This window comes from Aquimarina longa SW024 (genome assembly GCF_001401755.1).
Taxonomy (GTDB): Bacteria; Bacteroidota; Bacteroidia; order Flavobacteriales; family Flavobacteriaceae; genus Aquimarina; species Aquimarina longa.
Genome location: NZ_KQ474102.1, coordinates 37,225 through 60,554 on the forward strand (window position 1 = coordinate 37,225; position 23,330 = coordinate 60,554).

The 23,330-nt window shown below is 30.2% G+C and carries 21 protein-coding genes; 16 read left to right on the forward strand and 5 right to left on the reverse strand.

The genetic code is table 11. The annotated features are described in order from the left end of the window. Positions 1 to 6 precede the first annotated feature (6 nt). The 7 genes from N456_RS16280 to N456_RS24575 all read left to right on the forward strand — a co-directional run bounded on the left by N456_RS16280 (position 7) and on the right by N456_RS24575 (position 6,878). The gene (locus N456_RS16280) at positions 7 to 762 is read left to right on the forward strand and encodes a glycosyltransferase family 2 protein (protein WP_062059558.1); all 756 of its coding nucleotides are present in this window, start codon (positions 7 to 9) and stop codon (positions 760 to 762) included. Positions 763 to 1,088: 326 nt separating this feature from the next. Continuing rightward, positions 1,089 to 3,467, forward strand: a complete 2,379-nt coding sequence (locus N456_RS16285; RefSeq protein WP_062059560.1) for a TonB-dependent receptor — start codon at positions 1,089 to 1,091, stop codon at positions 3,465 to 3,467. 10 nt (positions 3,468 to 3,477) lie between these two features. Then, on the forward strand, positions 3,478 to 4,350 hold the full coding sequence (locus N456_RS16290; RefSeq protein WP_158447916.1) for a DUF4249 domain-containing protein: 873 nt from the start codon (positions 3,478 to 3,480) through the stop codon (positions 4,348 to 4,350). An 11-nt stretch (positions 4,351 to 4,361) separates the two neighbouring features. Further along, a complete protein-coding gene (locus N456_RS16295; protein ID WP_148639354.1) occupies positions 4,362 to 5,399 on the forward strand; it encodes a sensor histidine kinase in 1,038 nt (345 codons plus the stop codon). Further along, positions 5,396 to 6,142, forward strand: coding sequence for a LytR/AlgR family response regulator transcription factor (locus N456_RS16300; RefSeq protein WP_062059566.1), 747 nt, complete (start codon positions 5,396 to 5,398; stop codon positions 6,140 to 6,142). The genes N456_RS16295 and N456_RS16300 overlap by 4 nt, the downstream gene beginning before the upstream one ends. Before the next feature lie 156 nt (positions 6,143 to 6,298). Further along, positions 6,299 to 6,634, forward strand: coding sequence for a Crp/Fnr family transcriptional regulator (locus N456_RS16305; protein ID WP_062059568.1), 336 nt, complete (start codon positions 6,299 to 6,301; stop codon positions 6,632 to 6,634). Between the two features lie 100 nt (positions 6,635 to 6,734). Next, entirely contained in the window at positions 6,735 to 6,878 is a 144-nt protein-coding gene (locus tag N456_RS24575) for a cyclic nucleotide-binding domain-containing protein (protein WP_158447917.1), read from the forward strand. A gap of 413 nt (positions 6,879 to 7,291) precedes the next feature. Here the strand turns inward: N456_RS24575 and N456_RS16310 are convergent, their stop codons facing one another. From N456_RS16310 to N456_RS16325, 4 genes are all read right to left on the reverse strand, one after another. Continuing rightward, positions 7,292 to 8,242 carry a T9SS type A sorting domain-containing protein gene (locus tag N456_RS16310; RefSeq protein ID WP_062059570.1) on the reverse strand — a complete coding sequence of 317 codons (951 nt, stop codon included), beginning with the start codon at positions 8,240 to 8,242 and terminating at the stop codon, positions 7,292 to 7,294. A gap of 304 nt (positions 8,243 to 8,546) precedes the next feature. Further along, positions 8,547 to 9,323 carry a lipopolysaccharide kinase InaA family protein gene (locus N456_RS16315; RefSeq protein WP_062059572.1) on the reverse strand — a complete coding sequence of 259 codons (777 nt, stop codon included), beginning with the start codon at positions 9,321 to 9,323 and terminating at the stop codon, positions 8,547 to 8,549. Between the two features lie 51 nt (positions 9,324 to 9,374). Further along, the gene (locus N456_RS16320; protein ID WP_062059574.1) at positions 9,375 to 10,172 is read right to left on the reverse strand and encodes a glycosyltransferase; all 798 of its coding nucleotides are present in this window, start codon (positions 10,170 to 10,172) and stop codon (positions 9,375 to 9,377) included. Then, the gene (locus N456_RS16325; RefSeq protein ID WP_062059575.1) at positions 10,162 to 11,271 is read right to left on the reverse strand and encodes a glycosyltransferase family 4 protein; all 1,110 of its coding nucleotides are present in this window, start codon (positions 11,269 to 11,271) and stop codon (positions 10,162 to 10,164) included. Before N456_RS16325 ends, N456_RS16320 begins: the two co-directional genes overlap by 11 nt. A gap of 58 nt (positions 11,272 to 11,329) precedes the next feature. Between N456_RS16325 and N456_RS16330 the strand changes: the two genes are divergently transcribed. The 6 genes from N456_RS16330 to N456_RS16355 all read left to right on the forward strand — a co-directional run bounded on the left by N456_RS16330 (position 11,330) and on the right by N456_RS16355 (position 17,203). Next, a complete protein-coding gene (locus N456_RS16330) occupies positions 11,330 to 12,316 on the forward strand; it encodes a glycosyltransferase (RefSeq protein ID WP_062059577.1) in 987 nt (328 codons plus the stop codon). Continuing rightward, a complete protein-coding gene (locus tag N456_RS16335) occupies positions 12,316 to 12,885 on the forward strand; it encodes an L-threonylcarbamoyladenylate synthase (protein WP_062059579.1) in 570 nt (189 codons plus the stop codon). The genes N456_RS16330 and N456_RS16335 overlap by 1 nt, the downstream gene beginning before the upstream one ends. A gap of 8 nt (positions 12,886 to 12,893) precedes the next feature. After that, the gene (locus tag N456_RS16340) at positions 12,894 to 14,336 is read left to right on the forward strand and encodes a CCA tRNA nucleotidyltransferase (protein ID WP_062059581.1); all 1,443 of its coding nucleotides are present in this window, start codon (positions 12,894 to 12,896) and stop codon (positions 14,334 to 14,336) included. 99 nt (positions 14,337 to 14,435) lie between these two features. Then, positions 14,436 to 15,452 carry a COX15/CtaA family protein gene (locus N456_RS16345; protein ID WP_062059583.1) on the forward strand — a complete coding sequence of 339 codons (1,017 nt, stop codon included), beginning with the start codon at positions 14,436 to 14,438 and terminating at the stop codon, positions 15,450 to 15,452. 43 nt (positions 15,453 to 15,495) lie between these two features. Next, positions 15,496 to 16,011 (forward strand): IS1096 element passenger TnpR family protein, encoded by a 516-nt coding sequence (locus tag N456_RS16350; protein WP_062059585.1) that lies wholly within the window; start codon positions 15,496 to 15,498, stop codon positions 16,009 to 16,011. Positions 16,012 to 16,147: 136 nt separating this feature from the next. After that, on the forward strand, positions 16,148 to 17,203 hold the full coding sequence (locus N456_RS16355) for a nucleoid-associated protein (RefSeq protein ID WP_062059587.1): 1,056 nt from the start codon (positions 16,148 to 16,150) through the stop codon (positions 17,201 to 17,203). Positions 17,204 to 17,359: 156 nt separating this feature from the next. Here N456_RS16355 and N456_RS16360 read toward each other — a convergent pair whose 3' ends face one another. Further along, the gene (locus N456_RS16360) at positions 17,360 to 18,427 is read right to left on the reverse strand and encodes a hypothetical protein (protein ID WP_062059589.1); all 1,068 of its coding nucleotides are present in this window, start codon (positions 18,425 to 18,427) and stop codon (positions 17,360 to 17,362) included. A 216-nt stretch (positions 18,428 to 18,643) separates the two neighbouring features. On the opposite strand from N456_RS16360, the gene N456_RS16365 reads away from it, so the two are divergent. Genes N456_RS16365 through N456_RS16375 form a run of 3 tightly spaced genes read left to right on the forward strand, consistent with a single transcriptional unit; the run spans position 18,644 to position 23,226 of the window. Beyond that, positions 18,644 to 19,546, forward strand: a complete 903-nt coding sequence (locus N456_RS16365; RefSeq protein ID WP_062059591.1) for an ABC transporter ATP-binding protein — start codon at positions 18,644 to 18,646, stop codon at positions 19,544 to 19,546. 4 nt (positions 19,547 to 19,550) lie between these two features. Continuing rightward, positions 19,551 to 20,384, forward strand: a complete 834-nt coding sequence (locus tag N456_RS16370) for an ABC transporter permease (RefSeq protein WP_062059592.1) — start codon at positions 19,551 to 19,553, stop codon at positions 20,382 to 20,384. A gap of 28 nt (positions 20,385 to 20,412) precedes the next feature. Continuing rightward, on the forward strand, positions 20,413 to 23,226 hold the full coding sequence (locus N456_RS16375) for a T9SS type B sorting domain-containing protein (RefSeq protein WP_062059594.1): 2,814 nt from the start codon (positions 20,413 to 20,415) through the stop codon (positions 23,224 to 23,226). The last annotated feature ends 104 nt before the right edge of the window (positions 23,227 to 23,330 follow it).

Consider the following 23,330-nt stretch of genomic DNA (forward strand, 5'->3'; position numbering starts at 1 on the left):
TCTAAAATGGTCAAACTCTCTGCTGTTATAATCACTTTTAATGAAGGAAAAAAAATTGAACGCTGTTTATCTTCTTTACAAGGAATTGTAGATGAAATAGTAGTCGTAGACTCATATTCTACGGATAATACTGAAGAGGTTTGCAACCAATATAATGTAAAATTTATAAAACAAAAATTTTTAGGGTATATCGAACAAAAGAATTTTGCTATAGATCAGGCTACTCATGAGCATATCATTTCTTTAGATGGTGATGAGGCCTTATCTAATGAGTTACAAGATGCTCTTATTCAACTAAAATCAAATTGGGTTTACGATGGATATTATATGAATCGGTATAACAATTTCTGTGGACAGTGGATTAAACATTCTGATTGGTATCCAGATAGAAAACTTAGAGCTTTTAAAAAAGGAAAGGGAGAATGGAAAGGTATAAACCCTCATGATTCTTTTAAATTATACAATCCTAAATCTGCAACTCAATTAAAAGGAGATATCTTACATTGGAACTATGCCTCATATCAAGAATTTAACCTAAAAACAGATAAATTTTCTACCATATCTGCTCAATCCTATTACCAATTAGGTAAAAAAGCCCCTATTTGGAAAATTCTGCTAAATCCAACATGGGCATTTTTTAAATCTTATTTCTTACGATTAGGCTTTTTAGATGGGTTAAATGGATTCGTAATTTGTGTTCAAACTGCTAATATTACATTCTTAAAATACACTAAACTAAGAGAACTTATTAAAAACCAATAAAAGCATAATCAATAACTGTGATAATTGTATTCTAAGCAACAATGAGTTAACTGACTAAGTAAATATTGTCTTAGATTTTATTTTATACATTAACCTATACGCTACTCCTGGAGATATTTGTCCTATAGTCGTAGATTTTTTAATGTCTGATGAATCGTATGCTCTGAGAAATGAAAAAATAATTATTAACGGAGAAATGGCATCATAATTTTTTTAGCATAAAAAATACAGGCTTATCTATTTTTTTCAAGGCTTATCCTAATTCTGATGACTATACTATAGTACTAATATAGTTTTGGACAAAATCGTTCAAAACTATATTAGAAATGAAAAAACAATTCATATACTTATTTTGTATACTCTGCTACCTAGCGACTCATGGTCAAGAAAAATTTACGGTAAATGGGTATGTAAAAGACAATCGTTCAGGAGAGAAATTACTAGGAGTTAATATTATTGTAGATAACACTTATGGAACTACAACTAATGATTATGGGTTCTACTCTATTCGCTTAAGCAAAGGGACACATCAATTTGAAATCAGCTATTTAGGTTATAAAGTTATCCATAAAGAAATCTTTGTAAATAGTAACACCAAGACAGATTTTAATCTAAATGAAGAATTAGCAGAATTGGACGAAATCATGATTTCCTCTAATAAACCTCAGAAAAATATCAAGTCTACAGAAATGAGTGTCGTATCCCTTAAAGGGGAAACTATTAAAAAGCTACCTGCTATACTCGGTGAGCCAGATATTCTGAAATCCCTACAGCTCTTACCAGGAGTCTCTAGTATCAATGAAGCTTCTTCTGGGTTTAATGTAAGAGGAGGATCCGTCGATCAAAATCTTATACTTCTGGATGAAGCTACTATTTATAATGCATCACATTTATTTGGTTTTTTCTCTGTATTTAATTCTGATGCTATAAAAAATGCTAAGTTATATAAAGGTGGTATTCCGTCTATATATGGGGGGCGATTATCGTCTGTATTAGATATTAAACAACGAGAAGGTAATGTTAAAAAATTCGGAGGCAATTTAGGAGTAGGATTAATATCTGCAAAAGCGTTAATAGAAGGCCCTATTCTAAAAGGTGACAAAGAAGAAGCAAATGGAAGTTACATGCTTGCAGGTCGAAGATCATATATCGACTTGTTTACATTCCTAACAGAGGATTTTAAAAACAGTTCCTTGTTTTTTTATGATTTTAATCTAAAAGCAAATTATGATATTAATAAAAATAATCGCCTTTTTTTATCAGGATACTTTGGTAGAGATAAGTTCGAATTAGAGAAACTTTTAGGTACTATCTGGGGAAATACTTCTGCTTCATTACGTTGGACAAGTGTACTTAATGATAAACTGTTTTTACAAACTTCTGCTATTTATAGTAACTATGACTATACTCTGGATAACCTAAGAACTGGTTCTGAGTTTAGATGGAAATCTAATATTACCAGTTACAATATAAAACCAAGATTATCTTGGTATATAAATAACAATAATACTCTCAAAACCGGAATTGATGTTACATATTATAATTTTAAACCAGGAAAAATATCTCCTCTTAAAGGATCTAGTATAAATGCAGAAAAATTTAGTAACAAGTTTGGGTTAGAAAATGGTGTTTATGCTGATCTAAAACAAAATATTACTAATAAACTAAGTGTTCAATATGGATTGCGATGGTCTAATTTTTCTCGATTAGGAAAAGAAGAAATTCGCATTTATAAAACAGGGAAACCTCTTACCTATATTCCTGAATTGGATATATACAAAGAAAATAAGGTAACCGAAACAGTTACGTATAAATCGCAAGAACGGATCAAAACATTTAATGGTATCGAACCAAGAGCTTCTATTCGATATCTTCTTAACGATAATAACTCTTTAAAAATTAGTTATAATAAAATGTATCAATATTTACATCTTATCTCTAATACCTCTTCTCCTACTCCACTTGATGTTTGGTCTCCTAGTGGTCGCTATTTATCTCCTCAATATGCAGATCAATTAGCGCTTGGATATTTTACATCTTTTAAAGAGGGGAAATATGATCTTAATGTAGAAACCTATTATAAAAAACTAGAAGACGTAACTGATTTTATTGATGGCGCAGACCTTTTGTTCACCGAAGAAATAGAAACTCAGGTTGCACAAGGAAAAGGTAGAGCTTATGGATTAGAAGTTCAACTAAATAAGAATGAAGGTAAGTTTACAGGATGGCTAAGCTATACATTAGCAAAATCTGAAACCAAAGTTCTTGGTATTAATAATAATGCATATTATCCTAGTAATACTGACCAATTGCATGAATTAAATTTAGTTGGCTTTTACAAACTTAATAAAAGATGGGATTTTGGTTTTAATTTTATTTTCGGCTCAGGAAGACCTGTTACGTATCCCACAGGAAAATATAGACAAAACGGATTGGTAGTAGGTGATTATAATAATCGAAATGGAAATCGACTTCCTGTATATCATAGACTAGATCTTTCAGCGACATTAAATCCTAAAAAAGGAAAAAGAGGAAAATGGATTTTTAGTATTGTTAACGCATATAACAGAAAAAATGCTGCTTCAATTTATTTTAATGAAATAGGAGAAATTAATGATGTAGAAATAGCAACAGGAAAAACCAAAGCCACTAAGCTATCTTTCTTTGGAATTGTACCTAGTATATCTTATGAATTCAAATTTTAAAATTACGATCATGAAAAATATAAGTTCAGCACTATTAATATTACTATTATTTATTATTTTTTCATCCTGTGAGACAGATGTAAGTAATGACATTACTTTAGCCAAATCTCCACTAAGATTAGTCATCGATGGAGGGTTAGAACGTAATACGGTAACCCCTCTTAGTAAACAACAAATACGACTAACAACCACAACAAACTTTTTATCTACTACTGATCAACCTTTTGTTAATGATGCTCAGGTTACGATATCAAATGGAATTGATTCTTGGAGGTTTATACATACAAATAATGGTTTTTATGAAAACTCAGAAATCATTCCTGAAATAGGAAAAACGTATACTATTACCATATTATGGAACGGAGAAACATATCAAGGTACTGACACATTAGTACAAGAAGCTCCCAAGTTTGATAAGTTTTATTATAAATATGAAGAAGAAACTACTTTTTCTGACGCTGGATATTACATAAAATTTGATACTACAGACCCTCCTAATATTCAAAATTTTTATCTTTATAAGCTTTTTAAAAATGGAGAATTTGTGATTGTACCTGATCCCGGAAACAGTGATGTATTAGTGGTTTCGGATAAATTTTTTGACGGAAAAAAACGTATAGGAGTTTATCCTAATGAAGATATTTTTTTTAAAATCGGAGATATTGCTACAGCTCAGCAGGTATCCATCTCAGAAACCTATTATGAATACCTAAAGGAACTATTCATCCAAACAGGAAATGTAGGTACCCCAATAATTGGTAACCCTCCTCCTGCTTCCATACGAGGAAATTTAATAAATTTAGACAATCATACTAATCGAGCTTTAGGATATTTTTATGCAGTAGATATTGAAGAAAACACCGTAACCATTACAGAAAATTAAAATTTTAGACATTGAATCGAAACAGAATATATTTCTATCTATTTATTATTCTTTTATTTAATGCACTTCACTTGATAAGTGAAGTGCATAATGATAATCTAGAAGAAGGGATCTCAGAGACTATAATTTTATTACCTATTAGTTTTACGTTTACATTACTTATTTTTTGGTCTCGGATGTATGTCAAAAACACTGTTGAAAACAAATTAATTACTATAGAAAATAAATTACATTTTTATAGTTTTTGGAGTGTTATTATACTACTTAAAACTGGTATACTCTCTTTTATTCTAAAAGGAGCTAGTTCTCTTCTTTTTAATGATGATGAAGGATCTGAACCTTTCTTTGACCTAGCATTCTTAGCTATTTTACTTGCTGCTTTTTCTATAATTATATTTGTATACTTTATCGAAATTTTTCTAGAAACCCAGAAAGAAAAACAAAATATCAAAATCAAATTAACCCAATATCAAAGTGAAAAATCAATAGCACAATACTTAGCTTTAAAAAAACAGTTAAATCCCCACTTTCTTTTTAATAGCTTTAATAGTTTATTGGGATTAATCAGTATTGACAGTAAAAAAGCAGAATATTTTTTACAAGAACTATCCAATATTTACAGATACAATTTAACTCAAAGCGAAGAGGTTGTAGTACCATTAGAAAAAGAGTTACAAATGATCTATTCATATATGTCATTACAAAAAATACGATTTGGAAATCATATATCTTTAGAAGATCATATAGAAGAATCAAAACTTAAACTGCTAGTACCGCCAATGACATTAGAATTATTGCTAGAAAATGCTATTAAACACAATATTGTAGAAAGCAATAAGCCTCTAAAAATAAAGATTATAAGCGAAGATAACAGTATTAAAGTAATTAACAATTTTCAACCAAAGAATACGAATTATGATAAATCATTAGGTATCGGACAAAAGAACCTAATCAATCAATATAAAATATTACACACAGAATCTCCTAGTTTTACAGTAATCAATGGCTATTTCATAGCCCATATCCCTTTAATAAAACCAGAATTATGACCAAAGGCATTATCATAGAAGACGAAAGTATTGCTGCAATTAGATTACAAAATTTAATCCAAGAAGCTAATGATCAAATTGTAATCATCAAAGTACTTGCTTCTGTAAACGAATCTATACAATACTTATCTATAGAAACCCCTGATATTATTTTTTTGGATATTAATTTATCTGATGGATATTCTTTTGAAATTTTTAAAATACTGGATATCAACATCCCTATTATATTCACAACAGCATATTCTGAATATGCTATAAAAGCTTTTGAGCAAAATAGTATAGATTATCTATTAAAACCTGTTACCAAAGAAGCATTAATTAGAAGTATTGATAAATTTTTTACTCTTAATAAAAGCATGTTGCCAACATATCAGAATCTGCTTACCAATAATGCACAAGGATACAAAAAGAGGTTTTTAGTAAAAATGAATACTAGTCTAAAAATCATAAGCATTGATGAAATTGCTTATTTCTATACTGATGAAAAGATTAGTTTTCTAAAACTTTGGGATGGTAAAAAGCTTCCTATTGATTCTTCTCTAAAAAAACTCGAACAAGAGTTAAATCCTTCTAATTATTTTAGAATAAACAGAAAGTATATTGTTCATTTAAAATCAATAGAAGAAATGTACTACACCTCTAAATCCAGAATAAAAGTTACTTTAAAACCCACTTCTAATGAAAACAATATCTTTGTTGCTATAGAAAAAATAGGAAAGTTTAAAAAATGGCTTTCTTTATAAAATGGATTTCTCTAAATCTTCTACCATAGAAATTTTATGCTTAGTTTAATTAAGAATTACTTTTTAACAAGAAATTTCTGATCTTATCATTATGATACTTCCAACACACATACCATAATTTTCAAAAACAAAGCTCAATATAAGTAGAGGTAAAACATGAGTAAAAATCAATCATCATTAATAAATTTTATTAAGCAAACCATTCCTATGAATGATATTGAAGTAGAGGAAATTGCTAATACATTTCATTTTACAAAAATTAAAAAGAATTCTCTATTCTTAAAAGAAAATGAAATCAGTGATGATTATTTTTATCTTCAAGAAGGAGTAATCAGGTTTTTTCTTTACGATTTAGAAGGAAATGAAATCACTACAGATATTTTCACAGAAAATAATATCGTTTTTGAGATTACTTCATTTTTTAATAGAATTAGATCAGAGGTAAATATTCACGCTATAACTGACTGCATAAGTTATCGGTATTTCTTATGAAGAACTAAATAGACTATTTCATAACAAACCAGCGTTTAGAGATTTTGGAAGAGCTATTTTAGTTAAAGAATTTATTACCTCTAAAAAGAGAAACTATGCTATGATTAACCAAACAGCAGAACAACGCTACCAACACTTATTAACTTCTAATCCTAAAATACTAAAACATGTACCACTAAAGTATATTGCTTCGTATATAGGAGTTACTGACAGTACACTCAGTAGAATACGAAAGAAACTGTAATGATTGATTTCTTGCCTTTTATCAAGTAGACTCCATTTTCAACTATCTAATTTTGGAGTTTATAATAAAAATTACAAAATGGAAGAGGTTTCAATTTTCACATCACTAGGGCTAGTACTAACAACTCTTATATCTGTTTACTTATTTTTCAAAACATCTAACAAGAAAAAAATTCTTTATGGTATTATCATATGGATGATTCTTGTAGGTATATTGGGAGTCCCATTTCATTACCCACGCATAAAGATTTCTCATATAACGGTAACTCATCGTTTTATTACATAAATGATTGTATTTTAATTGACCAGAGTAAGCAACATAAAGATTTTTTTACTTAAATACATGTGTGCTTAACTGATAATTAACTTAAAAACAACTTAAGTCTTTTGTAATATTAGCATACTAAGTTTTCATTATTGAATGATAAGTTTTTCATTGAAAATTGTTCCCTCATTGCTCGAAATAGAAATAATATACACCCCCGTTTGTACGTCTTTAAAAGGATATTTTTTAGAATTACTTTGAAGATCAACTTCTAGCACCTTATTTCCTTTCAGCGAATACAAATAAAGTGTAAATTGTTCTTTTTGATCTGTCTCAATAGAAATTGATCCATTAGAACTCATTGGGTTTTCAAATTTTACAGCTACCTTACTCCTAGATTCGTTCTTTACTGTAGAAACCTTATCTTTACACCCTACAAACTGACTTTGCCCATAAAAAGTAGTATTTGGAGAAAAGTTTATATCATAATCAATTATAGAATTATCATAAATATCTACAACTTTAAAATCATAAGGACCTAAATTTTCATCATCTCTCCAAGTAATTACAAAAAAATCGTTACTATTGTTTTTTGCTCTGAAGACTTCTTTAAATTCATTATTTTGATACCTAAAATAGAGTTTTTTAACAGTTGATTTGGTGTTTACAATCATTACTCTTTTTTCTGACGCAAAGGAAGATTTAGAATAGTAATACCCAATATTTCCTTGTTCAGGGCAAGTTGTGATTTGCCATGTAACTTTGACATTTCCTTTTAAAGTATCTCCAATTTTTGCAAAAGCATCTTTATGAATATCTAATCCATGAGATCCAGATTTATCCATTACTTTTACAATAACACTACCTTTACTAGAACTTACTTTCAAACATGTATTACAAAGTCTTTCTGCTTTATAATCCGTTGCTCTTAATGCGGCATATAATGTATCATCAGCTTTTGGGGAATAACCACATGATGTCATAGCGGTTGTTACATTATGATACTTTGCTACGCCAGACCAGACTCTATCATCACATTGTTGAGCAGTTATGGATAGGCTAAATAAAAAAAACAATAAACAATACTGAAGATTAAACATAATAAATGATGGTTAATAATTGGTTATACAAAACTTTGTGTTTTTAATAAGGTTTAATAACTCAGCTATTAAATATATAGTATACTACTATATCACAAAACTTTGCAAAAATTATAAAACAGAAAAGTTAAAAATTTAGTTTTATACGACACAGCAACAAGCTAATTAATTTTAATAAATACGCTCTCTACTATTCTCTATCTGAAGTAAAAAGTCATGTATATCTCTCCATAAAGCCTATGATGACATGACTTTGGTTAAAATCTGGCTTACTCTTGATCTATTTTTTCTTGCAAAAATTGAGTCATTTTTTTGATTTTTTCCTCCAAAAAAACAATTTCCTTTTTAAGCGCTTTTTATTATGATATTTATTCTGAAACTCTTGAGTATACTTCCACATTAAATCAAATATATTTTTTTCATCTTCTCCTGTACACTTAGCATATTCATTACTCATTATTTTAATCATAGATTCATGAATCGTTAGCTTAGCAAAATTCTTGATTCTCGTATCAAAATCCATTTCTCCAAATTTCATTCGATTGAGGTCTACTAAATAAAATTCATATCCTTTCTCTTTTCGTTCTATCAACGTATTTCCTGGAGAATGGTCTAAAAAATTAACTCCTTTTTGATGTAGTTTATATGTAAATCTAGTAAACGCCCTTAGTATTGCTTCATGATCAGGAATATCAAAATCAGTAGTTAACTCTCTATATGTTAAATCACAATCTACTAATTCACTTATGTAATAACTTTTCTTAAACAGAAAAAAAGTCGTATACAGGTCATAAGCTATAGGGAATGGTGTTTGAATACCTAGTTCGAGTAATTTATTCGCATAATTATATGATCGTTCTGCTTTTGATTTTCTAAAAAACCGATACGCAACTTGATTAATCAAATTAGGGATTTTAAATGATTTTATAGTATGCTTTTCCCCATTTATCTCTACAATTTTTATGACGTTACGTTCCGCATCACCTAATATATCTTGGTATCCATCAAAATCGAATATCGCATTCTTTACTTGAGCTTCGATTAAGGTATGATTAGGATGTATTATAAACTTATTATGCATTTTTTTATATTTCGATAATAGTACTATAGTTATGTTAACTATTATATATTTCTAATTCGCAAGATACTTATCAATACCATCAGTACACCATACTAGTTTTTTTTCTTGTGAGAGTTTTTGAATTTCATTATTTTCTTCCTCTTTACTTCTCGACTTCTCATGATGCCAAATATGATAAACAATCCCGCAATATCTTAACCTCCTACCAGAACACCCTTTATTCAGCATCCTAACAATCAACTCACTATCTTCTTTACCCCATCCCTCTATAGATTCATTATATCCATTGATATTGATTATATCTTCTCTCCAGAATGAAATATTACATCCTCTTATTTTTTTAGACAACTTAGTATTAGGTTTAAAAAATAGGCTTAAAAAAGGAAGTCTTAAAGCTCTTGTTCTTTTCTTTATTCCTTTTGAAAAAGGAGTAAAAGATAGTTTCTGTTTTTTAAACAATTCTGCTACATACTCTTTTTGAATATTTACTCTAGATCCATATAAAAAAACTCCTTTAGAAGCTAATTTTAGGTGATCTTTAATAAAATCTTTTTGGAGTATACAATCTCCGTCCACTTCTATTAAATAATCAGCATCAGTACTTGCTATAGCCTTGTTTAAAATTTTTCCTTTTCGAAATCCCTCATCTTCATGCCAGATATGTTTTACAGGTATAGCTATTTGCCTTTTAAACCCTTCTATTACCTCAGTAGTCTGTTTACCAGAACCATCATCTGCTATTAGTACCTCATCAGGAGTTACACTTTGATTAACTACACTTTTTAATACTAAAGATAAAGCCTCTGGCCATTTGTATGTTGATATAATAAGTGCAGATTTAATTTTCATTAATTACTTTTTTATATATTTTAACCGTATTTTCTGCTAGTTGTTTAGACGTAAAATTATTCATTAACATATCATAAGATCTTTTTCCAAAAAGTTCCTTTTTAGAAGTATCTAAAAGAAGTTTTTCTAAATTAGATGCTAAATCTTTGTAATCTTCTACTTCACTTAAAAAACCATTTTCATTATGAATTATCGCTTCGGGTATTCCCCCAGCTCTAGTTGAGACAACAGGTATTTTTTTATAAAAAGCTTCATAAATAGTAATAGGAAGTCCTTCTCTTTCTGAAGTCATAAAATACACATCGAATTGACTCAAAACATCCATAGCATTTTCTACAAATCCTGCAAAGCATACATAATCTTGCAGTTTATATTCTTCTACCATAGGCATAAAATCTTCGGAATATTTTGATTCTTTACCTATTTGAAAAAAAAATACATCCTTAACACCAAGAACATTTACTAGATGATTAATTGACTTTACATATGTTTTTAAATCTTTTGCTCTGGTATGGTTAGCAATATTTCCTATAATAGGGGTCTTAGAATCAATGTTATAATTCTTTCTTACATTTAATTGTGATTTTTTTTCTGATCGTTTTATCCTTATTCCATCATAAACAACTTCTAATTTGTGATGATTTTTGGGGACAATAGTGTCTTTAAATGACTCTTTAACTGCTTTAGAAACACAGATAATACTCTTTATGTTCTTATAATTATATTTATAAGCACTCAATCCTTTCTTTGCTTTACTAATTCCTTTTTTAGAAAAAACAATAGGTACTTTAGGTCTAAAAATTAGATCAGTAAGAACACATGTTGTAACAGCATTACTTGTATGCACATGAACAATATCTATATGATTACTTACAATACTCTTTTTAAGAAGTTTAAGTAAGCTAAGTGAATATGATTTTTTTTCTGGAACACTTATAAAATCTAGATTATTTGCTCTCAAGTACTCTTCTAATGGTGAATTTTGATAACAAAAAACAATACTATCTGCCCCTTTTTTTTTAAGATCTTCAATAGAATCAACTAACTGTTGCTCGTTGCCCCCCCAACTTTTTGCTCCTGAAACCTGTAATACTTTCATACTAAAACATAAATATATTGGCAAATATATAGTAATTTTGAACCATAATTTCAAAAAAATGAATATACTCATTGTTGATCGATCTGGCGCAATACCTGTTAAAAAATATGGAGGAACTGAAAGAGTAATATGGGGATTAGGAAAAGAATTAAGCAAATTAGGGCATCGAGTTACTTATTTAGTTCCCGAAGGATCTAAATGTGATTTTGCAACAGTATTAACCTTAGATAAATCTTTAAGTTTAGATATTCAAATTCCGGATTATATCGATATAATTCATTTAAATTATAATCCAAAAATTAAGCTAAACAAGCCATATCTAATAACGATGCATGGTAATCCTCCCAAAGGAGAAGAAATAGATATTAACACTGTTTTTATATCTAAAAATCAAGCAAAAAGATATAATTCTAATCTATACATACACAATGGATTAGATTGGAGTGAATTTAGCACTATCGACTTACATTCTCTTCGCTCACATTATCACTTTTTAGGAAAAGCGTCTTGGAAAGTCAAAAATGTTTTTGGAGCCATCAGTATTGCTCTAAAATCAAAAAACACTATACTCATTCTCGGAGGAGAAAAATGGACATTTTGGAATTTAAAGCGAGGCTTAAAATATATACTAAACCCTAAGGTTATTTTTAAAGGAATGGTAGATAACACTACCAAAATGGACATTATGCAAAAATCTAAAGGTTTAATATTCCCTGTACTTTGGCATGAACCTTTTGGATTAGCTATTATAGAAAGCCTATATGCTGGTTGTGCGGTTTTTGGTACTAAAAACGGTTCTCTAGAAGAATTAATTACTCCTGAGATCGGTTTTACAGGAAATAGTTCTGATGAAATTTCTAATGCCATAAAAGAGTTTAACTATAACCCTAAATATTGTCATGAATATGCTTTAAAACATTTTAATTCTAAAGTGATGACAGAAAAATATCTCGAACTTTATAAAAAAGTTCTTAATGGAGCATATCTAAATGCGGATACTCCAAAATATATAGAAGAATATAATAAAATTTCAAAATTTATATAATGCCAGATCAACAAACAGAACTAGAGAATACAATTATAGCATTAAAAAAAGGAGGAACCATTGTCTATCCTACTGATACTATTTGGGGTATTGGTTGTGATGCAACGAATGCCGAAGCTGTTGACAAAATTTTTGCACTTAAAAACAGAAATAAAAACAAATCATTAATTTGTTTAGTTAGCGATTTTAAAATGCTACAACAATATGTAGAAGAGATTCCAGAAGTAGCTTATGATATTCTAAAATATGCTACAAAACCCACTACAATCATTTATGATCGACCATTACGAATTGCAGAGAACATTATTGCTCCCGATAATACCCTAGGTATACGAGTTGTTAGAGATCCTTTTTGTAGTAAAGTGATCAAAAAACTTAAACGTCCCATTATTGCCACATCTGCAAATATTAGTGATGCGGCTACTCCAAAAAACTTTGAAGAAATATCCAAAGCTATTTTGGAAGGCGTAGACTATGTCGTAAATTTGCCTTTACAAAATAAAGGAGCTAAACCATCTTCAATTATTAAAATTGGTGGAGATAGTACCGTTAAAATTATCAGGAAGTAAATTGATTCATGTCGGAACCTAAAAATTACAAAGAAGCCTTACAACATCCTATTTTTAAAACCATAACAAAAGCCTCAAAAAATCTACAATTAGAGAGCTACGTTATAGGTGGATTTGTAAGAGATTATATATTACAAAGAGGAACTGCCAAAGATATAGACATTGTAGCTGTTGGTAGTGGTATTGAATTAGCAAAAGAAGTTTCTAAACTATTGCCTAACACTCCTAAAGTACAAATCTTTAAAACCTACGGTACCGCAATGCTAAAAGCAGGAGATATCGAAGTAGAATTTGTCGGAGCTCGTAAAGAATCCTATACCAGAGATAGTAGAAATCCAATTGTAGAAAACGGCACACTAGAAGATGATCAAAACAGAAGAGATTTTACAATTAATGCACTAGCAATACAGTTATCCCATAAAAATTTTGGTGCAGTATTAGATCCATTTGGAGGGCTAGAAGATCTAAAAACAAAAATTATACGTACCCCTCTAGATCCTAGCATCACCTATTCTGATGATCCACTACGAATGATGCGCGCTATTCGTTTTGCTACGCAACTTAATTTTAAAATAGAGCCAGCATCCCTATATGCGATCAAAAGTCATAAGGAACGTATTGAAATCATCACAAAAGAACGTATTGTAGATGAACTACATAAAATTTTACTCAGTGATAAACCCTCTGTAGGTTTTAAACTTCTCGAAGAAACAGGACTTTTACACTATATTATGCCCGAACTTATAGCATTAAAAGGTATCGATGAAGTCGAAGGTCAACGACATAAAGATAATTTTTATCACACTCTGGAAGTCGTAGATAATATCTCTGAAAACACTAATGATCTTTGGTTACGCTGGGCTGCATTATTACATGATATCGGAAAAGCACCTACTAAGCGATTTAATAAAAAGGTAGGATGGACTTTTCATGGACACGAATTTGTAGGATCAAAAATGGTATTTAAACTTTTCAAACGATTAAAAATGCCATTAAATGAAAAAATGAAATTTGTTCAAAAAATGGTACTAATGAGTTCTAGACCTATTGTAATTGCCTCAGAAGTAACCGATTCTGCAGTACGCCGATTAGTTTTTGATGCAGGAGATTATATAGAAGAATTAATGACTCTTTGCGAAGCTGATATTACTACTAAAAACCCTAAACGTTTTAAGAAATATCATAATAACTTTAAGATTGTAAGACAAAAAATGGTTGAAGTAGAGGAACGAGATCATGTCCGTAACTTTCAACCTCCAGTGACAGGAGAAGAAATTATGGAAACTTTTAATATCAGACCCTCTCGCGAAATTGGAATTATAAAAGAAGCTATAAAAGAAGCAATCCTAGAAGGAATAATCCCTAATGAACATGATGTAGCTTATCAGTTTATGCTAAAAAAAGGAAAAGAATTAGGATTAGTAATCGAAAGTCAAAAAAATCTAGAATAATAACAATTAAAATTGTTCTTATAGTACCGCTAAAAAAATTAAAGCTCTAAAACCAAGAAAGCAATAAATCTTTAAGAATTGAATACAAAAGAGTGAAAAATGAAAAAAGACAATAAAAATGTAATCTACTGGTTGCTTACAGGATGTATATTGATCTTTATAATGGTAGTAGTAGGAGGTATTACTAGGTTAACACATTCTGGGTTATCTATCTCTAATTATAAACTAATCTCAGGTACTATCCCTCCTATCAATGAAGCAGAATGGAATGCTGCTTTCGACCTCTACAAACAATACCCTGAATATCAAAAAATTAATAATCAATTTACACTACAAGATTTTAAAGACATCTATTTCTGGGAATGGCTACATCGTGTAATAGGGCGATTTATAGGAATTGTATTTATACTCCCTTTTTTATATTTTTTAATTCGAAAACAACTTACTAAACCTACTATAAAAAAATCCATATTATTAATGTTTATGGGAGGATTTCAAGGTTTTTTAGGATGGTTTATGGTAAAAAGTGGATTAGTAGAAAGACCCGACGTAAGTCATTATAGGCTTGCCATGCACCTTACTGCTGCTTTTATAACCTTTGCCTATACATTCTGGGTGGCTTTAGACCTCATATACCCTAATAAGAAAATCATAGATCTAAAATTCAGAAACCTAATCCGATGCGGACTAGTATTACTTTTATTACAAATTATCTATGGCGCATTTGTAGCAGGATTAGATGCTGGATTTTTACACAATCACTGGCCTTTAATGAATGATGGGAAACTAATTCATGAATCTGTATACATAGAGCAATCTCCCATAATAAAGAATTTTATAGAAGGAAAAAGTGGTGTACAATTTATACATCGATACCTTGCCTATATTGTAGTTGGATACATTGTTCTTATTTGGCATCGAGGCAAAAAAATTCAAAAAAATAATACTCAACAAAACGCAATACATAGTTTACTCGCTATAGTTTTTATTCAATTTTTACTAGGTATTTTCACATTACTATATCGAGTTCCACTAACATTAGGCGTACTACATCAGGTTGTCGCATTTCTCTTATTAGGATCAATGACTTTTTCATTACATCGTTTTAGTAAATAATAATGCATTTATAGTATCTTTGCTTTTCTTAAATTAGTAATTGATGATATACCGTTTTAGAATTATCTTAGACACTGAAGAAGACGTGTTTAGAGATATAGAAATAGAACAAGACACCACATTAGAACAGTTTCATAATGTAATAACACAATCATTTGGTTTTGATGGCACCGAGATGGCGTCATTTTATGTAAGTGATGAACAATGGAATCAAGGAGAGGAAATCTCTCTTTTTGATATGAGTGAAGGTGGTAGCTCTGTGCGATTAATGAATGAAACCACTCTTAGCGATGTAGCACATAAAGACTCTACTAGATTAATCTATGTCTATGATTTTTTGAGTATGTGGACATTTATGGTAGAGTTAGCAGAAATTGCAGAATATGAAAGCGGAAGAGAATATCCTAATATAATGTATATTCATGGTCAATTACCTGACCAAGCTCCTGAAAAAGAGTTTAAAGCAGATCAACTTGATAGTTTTGATGAAGATGAAAATCAAAAATTTACAGACCTTGATGAGTATGAAGATCTAGGGTTTGATGAAAACTGGAATTAACCTTTTTACGAGTATTCATTCCTATTCTTTATAGCTTAACGTATAGATTCAAAAAAAAGATATCATTATAAGTATATAACTATAAAGAGCTAAACTACTATAATGCTACTGTAACGTAGCTTAGAAATTAAAAATTATGATCAATTTATATAGCACACAAATCGAATCGTTATCGGTTCACAGAGTTGGGAATAAGAATAAAAATGAAAATGTATTCCTATCAGAGTCTCCATACACCCTTAATGATGAGTTAAACGCACTTTTAAAAGAATATTTCTTTAAACCTTTTAGAGAAAAAGAGGAAAACTATTTTCAGTTCATTGATGAAGTAGATGTAGAATTTAATGCAGTATACAAAGTTGTAACCGAAATTTTTGAACATCCATCTTCTGTACATGAAAAATCTAAGAGAATAGCCTCATTACTGTATGAGCAATCTGAACATCCTCATATAAAAAGTGGTGAATTATATGTTACTTACCTTGATAATGTGAGTATTGATAATGAAAAAGTAGCCGCTATAGGGATATTTAAATCAGAGCTAAAACATGATTTTCTTCAATTTGAAGAAAAAAGTTCTGATATCGAACTATTAATCCAACAAGGTGTTAATCTTAATAAATTAGACAAAGGGTGTTTAATTTTTAATCATAAAAAAGAAGAAGGTTATAAAATTCTTTCTGTAGACTCTAACAGATATGATACTAAATATTGGTTAGAAAACTTTTTAGGGGTACAAGCATTTGCTGATGAAAATTTTTACACTAAAAAGTATATGAAGTTCTGTCAAGACTTCGCAAAAGATGTTGTATTACCTGCTGAAGATAAAAAAGAAGAAGTAATGTTTATGAATCGTGCAGTAAATCATTTTGCAAAAAATGATGAATTTGAAGAAACTGCATTTTTAAATGATGTTATCGATAACCCTGATCTTATTCCAGAGTTTAAACACTATAAAGTGGAGAAAGCTCCAAAATACCAGATTGAAGACCTTACCACTTTTCCTATTGCCAATAATGCTGTAACTGATGCCCGCAAGAAAATGAAAAATGTCATCAATCTAGACACTAATGTACAGATAAAAATGGATTTTATAAACCCTGAATCCGCTGAGAAATTTGTAGAAAAAGGTTGGGATGAAGAAAAGCAAATGTATTACTATCTAGTCTATTTTAATAAAGAGCAAAAATAGCTAAAAATAACACTAAAATTAGAAGTCCGAAGTCTGAGCTTAATCAATAATTAGCACATACTTCGGACTCTAGTTATTAACTGATACTTTTATAGTATTTATTTTTTTTAACTAATTTAAAATATTCTGAATTAAGAAGTTTTTAACCTTCAATCTTTATCCCTCCAACAATCGTTTCATATTTACATTCTCGTAATTACGACGTACAAAATCCATTGCTGTTTTAAGAACCTCTCCCATAGATTGACTTCTACGAAATTTTAAGTCTAATGTAAAATTATACAAGTGTTCTCGTAGTTCTTTTAAATTTTCTTTTGTAGAAATCGTATCAGTACACATACATGCCACCAAAGTTTCATATCGTGATCTAGATGTCAATATTCGTTTTGCTAAAACAGAACGTTCTTCTTTTTTATATTGCTCTATAGAATTAGGTTGTAATTTACTCATTACAACAGCTACCATATCATAATTCTCTTTAAAAAACTGAGGCTGATACACCTTCAATTTCCCTTCATAACATTGCTGATCAAAATCAATTGCCCTAATTTTATACTCTACATGATCAAAATCATGAATTGGTACAATAACATAATTATAAGATCTCATATCCCCTAATAATCGCATTTGGCAACGTTCATTAAACTTCACAAATTCTTTTGCTATCTGGGATTTAGCTTGATTACTTAAATCAGGTAAAAAATCTTTTATAAATACATCTCCCGGAATCCCTGCAATATGTTCCTCTATTAGTGTATTTTTATATACCAAAAAATTAATCCTATTAGGAGATAACATATGCTCTAACTCTAAGCCATAAATACGTGAAGCATCTGCCTTTTTTATATACACATAGCTATAATTATCATTTAATATGTTTCTTACTTTAACTCTAAAAGGTTTAGAATTACCAAACGTACAATAATCAATCGCATCAATATTTAAAAAACCTATTGCCTCCTCATTACCATCAGAGTGCAGAATCGTATATACTTTTTTAAGACTGGATTCTATCTCTCTTCTTTCATGCTCATCATAATATACCCGTACCCATAACGTATCTTCATCATTACTATCATAAACAACTATTGATCCAGAAAATCTAAGTAAATCATCATAGAATACAGGAATTTTAATTTTACGATTACACTCTTTTAAATATGCATCTAAGTCTTCGCTAATAGGATAGGTCGGTTTTTTTTTCGACATTAATTTTTCCTCCATAATATCATTTTGTAAAAGCAATTTACAACTTTTCCTAATGAGTCTGGATATAGAACAGTAATCACTGTAGCAGTATAAAACTAAAATTTCATTCGATAAAAGTCTAATAAAAATTAACTGTATTCTTGTATTATAGTTCTTAATTAGAGGCATCGTTTGTAACAAAACACGCTACTTGCCGTCTTATTGATATAACCATCAAAAGGAAGTTGTAATTTGGAAAATATTCTCACTTTAACTAATCTCACTAAAGAATTTGGGGCAATAACAGCTGTCAAAAACCTATCATTTACCATTAAAAAAGGAAATGTATATGGCATACTTGGTCCCAACGGGAGTGGTAAATCGACCACTTTAGGAATTGTGCTTAATGTAGTAAATAAAACTTCTGGTCAATTTACTTGGTTTGATGGCAATACTTCAACGCATGATGCCTTAAAAAAAGTAGGAGCAATTATCGAGCGTCCTAATTTTTATCCTTACATGACGGCTTCACAAAACCTAAAATTAGTATGTAAAATTAAGGAGGTAAACTCTTCTAAAATTGAAGAGAAGTTAGAAATTGTAGGACTATTAGATCGCAAAGACAGTAAATTCAGAACCTTCTCTCTAGGAATGAAACAACGACTAGCTATTGCCTCTGCCTTATTAAACGACCCTGAAATTTTAATATTGGATGAACCTACTAACGGTTTAGATCCTCAGGGAATACATCAGATTAGGGAGATTATCAAAAAAATTGCTGCTCAGGGCACTACAATTCTTTTAGCCTCACACCTACTTGATGAAGTCGAAAAAGTATGTAGCCATGTCGTGATTATAAGAAAAGGCATGAAATTATATTCTGGTCGTGTAGATGAAATGAATGCAAGTTATGGATTCTTTGAACTTAAGAGTAATCAAAACTCGATACTAAAAGAATGGATCGCTAAGCATAAGGATTTTAAAAATTTTAAAGAAGATCAAAAAGGAAAAATTACTGCATTTTTAGCACATGAACTAGATGCAGAAAGTCTTAACAGGCAACTATTTAAAGAAGGAATTGTTCTGACGCATATTGTAAAACGAAAAGAAAGTCTCGAAGAACAATTTTTACAACTAACTAACAATCTAAAATAAAGCCATGTTACGATTATTACACATAGAATTCATAAAACTTTGGAACAACAAATCAAGTAAATTCTTAATCATATGCTATTTTGGGCTTCTTACTTCAATAGCTTTATTTGCATCTATTAAATTCGAAATAGGTTTTTTTAAATTTCACTTAGCAGATAGTGGGGTTTTTAATTTCCCATATATCTGGCATTTTAATACTTTTATTGCAGCTTTATTAAAATTATTTCTTGCTATAATTATTGTATCAATGGTTGCTAATGAGTATAGTAATAAAACACTTAAACAAAATTTAATAGATGGGCTTAGTAAAAAAGAATTTATACTTTCTAAATTTTTAACGATACTCGCACTCTCTTTTATTTCTACAATTTTTATATTCTTAATATCGTTGATTTTAGGATTCTCTTTTTCTGATTATAACATATTAGATGCTATTTTTAAAGATTTAGAATACCTCGTTGCATATTTTGTAAAATTAACAGGATTCTTTTCTTTTTGTTTATTTATAGGAATTTTAATCAAAAGATCTGCTTTTGCATTAGGCTTTCTTTTTATGTGGTTTTTAGCTGTAGAGTTTTTACCATATATGTATTTATGGTCACATTATTCAAAAAAATTAGCTGATACTATCTATTCATTTTTTCCATTAGGGTCTATGTGGAATTTAATTGCACAGCCCTTTACTAGGCTAAATGCCATAAAATCTATTGCTAAACAAGTCGGAGAAGATGTTACTTACGACTATATAGTACACTGGCATGAAATTATAATAGTGTTAATATGGACTGCTATTTTTATATTTTTATCACATTATTTACTTAGAAAGAGAGATTTATAATATATTTAGTGCTTTTTAGAGGCAAAATATGCAATATGCTTATATAATTTTCTTATTCGTTGTTTTTTATAATTCATTATTATATGGTCAAGGAGAAGCTAATAATTGGTATTTTGGTCAGAATGCAGGAATAAGTTTTAACGCGACTCCACCAGCAGTTCTTACAAATGGAGCATTAAATACCTTAGAAGGATGTACTACAATATCCGACGCTACTGGTAAGTTATTATTTTATACTGATGGGATTACAGTATGGGATCAATCTCATGCAATCATGCAAAACGGAACTAATTTAAACGGAGATCCCTCTAGTACCTCATCTGCATTAATTGTTCCACAACCAAACACTCCTAATATATATATTATTTTTACAGTCGATGAACCGCACCCTCATAACGGTGATAATGATCCCAGCACATCTGATGGAGATGGTATGAATAATGGGCTGATGTATTCTATTGTAGATATGTCTTTAAATACTGGTAGAGGAGCCATCATTAATGGGCAAAAAAACCTTCCTTTAATCACTTATGACACCACTAATACCCAAGAAAGTTTATTTAAATGCACCGAAAAAATTACAGCAGTAAAAGGTAATGATTGTAATTCTTTTTGGGTGATCACTTATTTTAAAGACACATTCTATTCTTTTAAAATTGATCAAACTGGTGTCACCACAATGCCTGTTACCTCTCGCGTGGGAACCATTATTCCTTTCTCTGGTCTTAGTGCATTAGGATATCTCAAGGCTTCTCCTAAAGGAGATAAACTAGCAATAGCACATACTTCTACTACAGGAATAGTCAGAGAAGGAAAAGTACTACTTTATGATTTTGACACTACTACCGGACTAGTGAGTAATGAAATCATATTGAGTACAATCGATTCTCCATATGGAATCGAATTTTCTCAAACTGGGCAACGATTATACGCAACTCTAGGTATCGGAGATCGACCAGGAACTGGATCTAGTTATTTGATGCAATACAACCTATCACTACCCGACAATCAAATAGCAGCAAGTGGTACAAAAATCAAAAATGAAACTGGATTAGTTACTTTCTCTACTACCATAGGAGCATTACAGCTTGGACCAGATAGTAAGATTTATAAGACAATGATTAATCTTGATATAGGTAAGGGGGGTGATTATCTTGGAATAATAGAAAACCCAGAAGAATTAGCCCCTAATATAGTATATAAAGAAAAAGGAATTTTAATTAATCCTAACGGTTTTAATAGTACTCTCTTTGGACTCCCTCCTTTTATACAATCCATCTTTGCTCAGAAAATTGATATTATTAATAGAGGGGATCCTAATAATGTTAATTTACCTCTTTGCGAGGGAGAAACATATCGGTTATCCTATCAAAACATTCCTGGAGCAACATATACTTGGTACACAAATGATGTTCTAATAGCAAATACTACTCCTTTTTTAGATATAACTATTACCGCTAACTATAGATTAGAAGTAGATCTTAATGATGGTAGTTGTCCTTTGATTGGCGTCGCTAATGCCACTTTTTATGAAATCCCAATAGGAGTACCATCAACATTAGTGCAATGCGATGCATATCAAACCATTGGTGACGGCAGTACTTTATTTGATTTACGTAATGCAACTAATCAACTTACATCGGGTAACCCTAATTATTCTATTCAGTTTTTTAATGATTTAGCTTCTGCACAAGCAGGAACTCCTACTATTGATGAAAAAGTACCTTTTGAAAACAATCAAAATAATCAGCAAGTATATGCAAGAGTGATTAGTAATCAAAACACCAACTGTTTTAGTATTACAACACTAACACTACAAGTAAGTTCTACCTCTGTAAATGATGCAGAATTAAGAGTATGTGATACTACTACAGAGGATGGGTTTACCGTTTTTAATCTAAATGATGCAAGTCAGCAGATATTATCAGGAATAACAATTCCTGATTTAGCGATTGCATATTATCAAAATGTAGAGGACGCATTACTAAGCAACAACCCTATTACCACTTATACCAATACAACCCCATATTCGCAAGGAGATGATATGATTTATGCAAAAGTAGAAGAAAGTGGAGGAGCATGTTTTGGAATTAGTACGATACGTTTATTTGTAGTGCCCCTGCCCGACATTGAGACTGAAGCCGACTATTTTTTATGTCAAAATCAGACAAGCACCAATATTGATAGTGGTTTACCTCATAATAATGATAGTAATGACTACTCTTTCTTATGGTCTACAACTGAAACAACTGAAACTATTGCTGTCAATCAAACAGGCACTTATAGCGTACAGGTTACCAACATATTAACCGGATGTACTAAAACCAGAACAGTAACAGTTATTGCATCTAGCAGAGCAACTATACAATCTATAGACATCAATGATGCGAGAGATAATAATACCGTTACTATTAATGCCCAAGGATTAGGAAACTATGAATATGCTATAGAAATAGATGGGACATTAAGTTCATATCAGGATACCCCTACACTTACCGATATCTCTCCTGGATTTCATACCGTATATGTAAGAGATAAAAATGGTTGTATCCCTGTAACAACCAAAGATATTTCTGTAGTTGGTTTCCCTAAATATTTTACACCTAATGGTGATGGTTTTCATGAAACTTGGAATGTAAAAGGAATATCAGCAGAAGTAATGCCTAACTCTTTAATCTATATCTTTGATCGCTACGGAAAACTAATGAAACAACTTAAAGTGGGGAGTATTGGATGGGATGGAACATATAATGGTAAATCAATGCCATCTAGTCAATATTGGTTTCGGGTAGAACTAGAGGATAGTAGAATATTAACAGGAAGTTTTTCTCTCATTCGATAGTTTTTCATTCATTTTTAATACAAACATTAGTGTAAGTGAGAAACAAATCATAAATTTTTGGTTGAATAAAAAAATACAAGATGAGTTCAGTATCTTTATTCTCT

Coding starts and splice junctions, on each gene's coding strand:
- N456_RS16345 (WP_062059583.1), top strand. CDS start 14,436: ATGAAAAAAGACAATAAAAATGTAATCTACTGGTTGCTTACAGGATGT.
- N456_RS16355 (WP_062059587.1), top strand. CDS start 16,148: ATGATCAATTTATATAGCACACAAATCGAATCGTTATCGGTTCACAGA.
- N456_RS16335 (WP_062059579.1), top strand. CDS start 12,316: ATGCCAGATCAACAAACAGAACTAGAGAATACAATTATAGCATTAAAA.
- N456_RS16290 (WP_158447916.1), top strand. CDS start 3,478: ATGAAAAATATAAGTTCAGCACTATTAATATTACTATTATTTATTATT.
- N456_RS16280 (WP_062059558.1), top strand. CDS start 7: ATGGTCAAACTCTCTGCTGTTATAATCACTTTTAATGAAGGAAAAAAA.
- N456_RS16330 (WP_062059577.1), top strand. CDS start 11,330: ATGAATATACTCATTGTTGATCGATCTGGCGCAATACCTGTTAAAAAA.
- N456_RS16325 (WP_062059575.1), bottom strand. CDS start 11,271: ATGAAAGTATTACAGGTTTCAGGAGCAAAAAGTTGGGGGGGCAACGAG.
- N456_RS16305 (WP_062059568.1), top strand. CDS start 6,299: ATGAGTAAAAATCAATCATCATTAATAAATTTTATTAAGCAAACCATT.
- N456_RS16320 (WP_062059574.1), bottom strand. CDS start 10,172: ATGAAAATTAAATCTGCACTTATTATATCAACATACAAATGGCCAGAG.
- N456_RS16370 (WP_062059592.1), top strand. CDS start 19,551: ATGTTACGATTATTACACATAGAATTCATAAAACTTTGGAACAACAAA.
- N456_RS16360 (WP_062059589.1), bottom strand. CDS start 18,427: ATGGAGGAAAAATTAATGTCGAAAAAAAAACCGACCTATCCTATTAGC.
- N456_RS16315 (WP_062059572.1), bottom strand. CDS start 9,323: ATGCATAATAAGTTTATAATACATCCTAATCATACCTTAATCGAAGCT.
- N456_RS16285 (WP_062059560.1), top strand. CDS start 1,089: ATGAAAAAACAATTCATATACTTATTTTGTATACTCTGCTACCTAGCG.
- N456_RS16375 (WP_062059594.1), top strand. CDS start 20,413: ATGCAATATGCTTATATAATTTTCTTATTCGTTGTTTTTTATAATTCA.
- N456_RS16300 (WP_062059566.1), top strand. CDS start 5,396: ATGACCAAAGGCATTATCATAGAAGACGAAAGTATTGCTGCAATTAGA.
- N456_RS16310 (WP_062059570.1), bottom strand. CDS start 8,242: ATGTTTAATCTTCAGTATTGTTTATTGTTTTTTTTATTTAGCCTATCC.
- N456_RS16340 (WP_062059581.1), top strand. CDS start 12,894: ATGTCGGAACCTAAAAATTACAAAGAAGCCTTACAACATCCTATTTTT.
- N456_RS16350 (WP_062059585.1), top strand. CDS start 15,496: ATGATATACCGTTTTAGAATTATCTTAGACACTGAAGAAGACGTGTTT.
- N456_RS24575 (WP_158447917.1), top strand. CDS start 6,735: ATGATTAACCAAACAGCAGAACAACGCTACCAACACTTATTAACTTCT.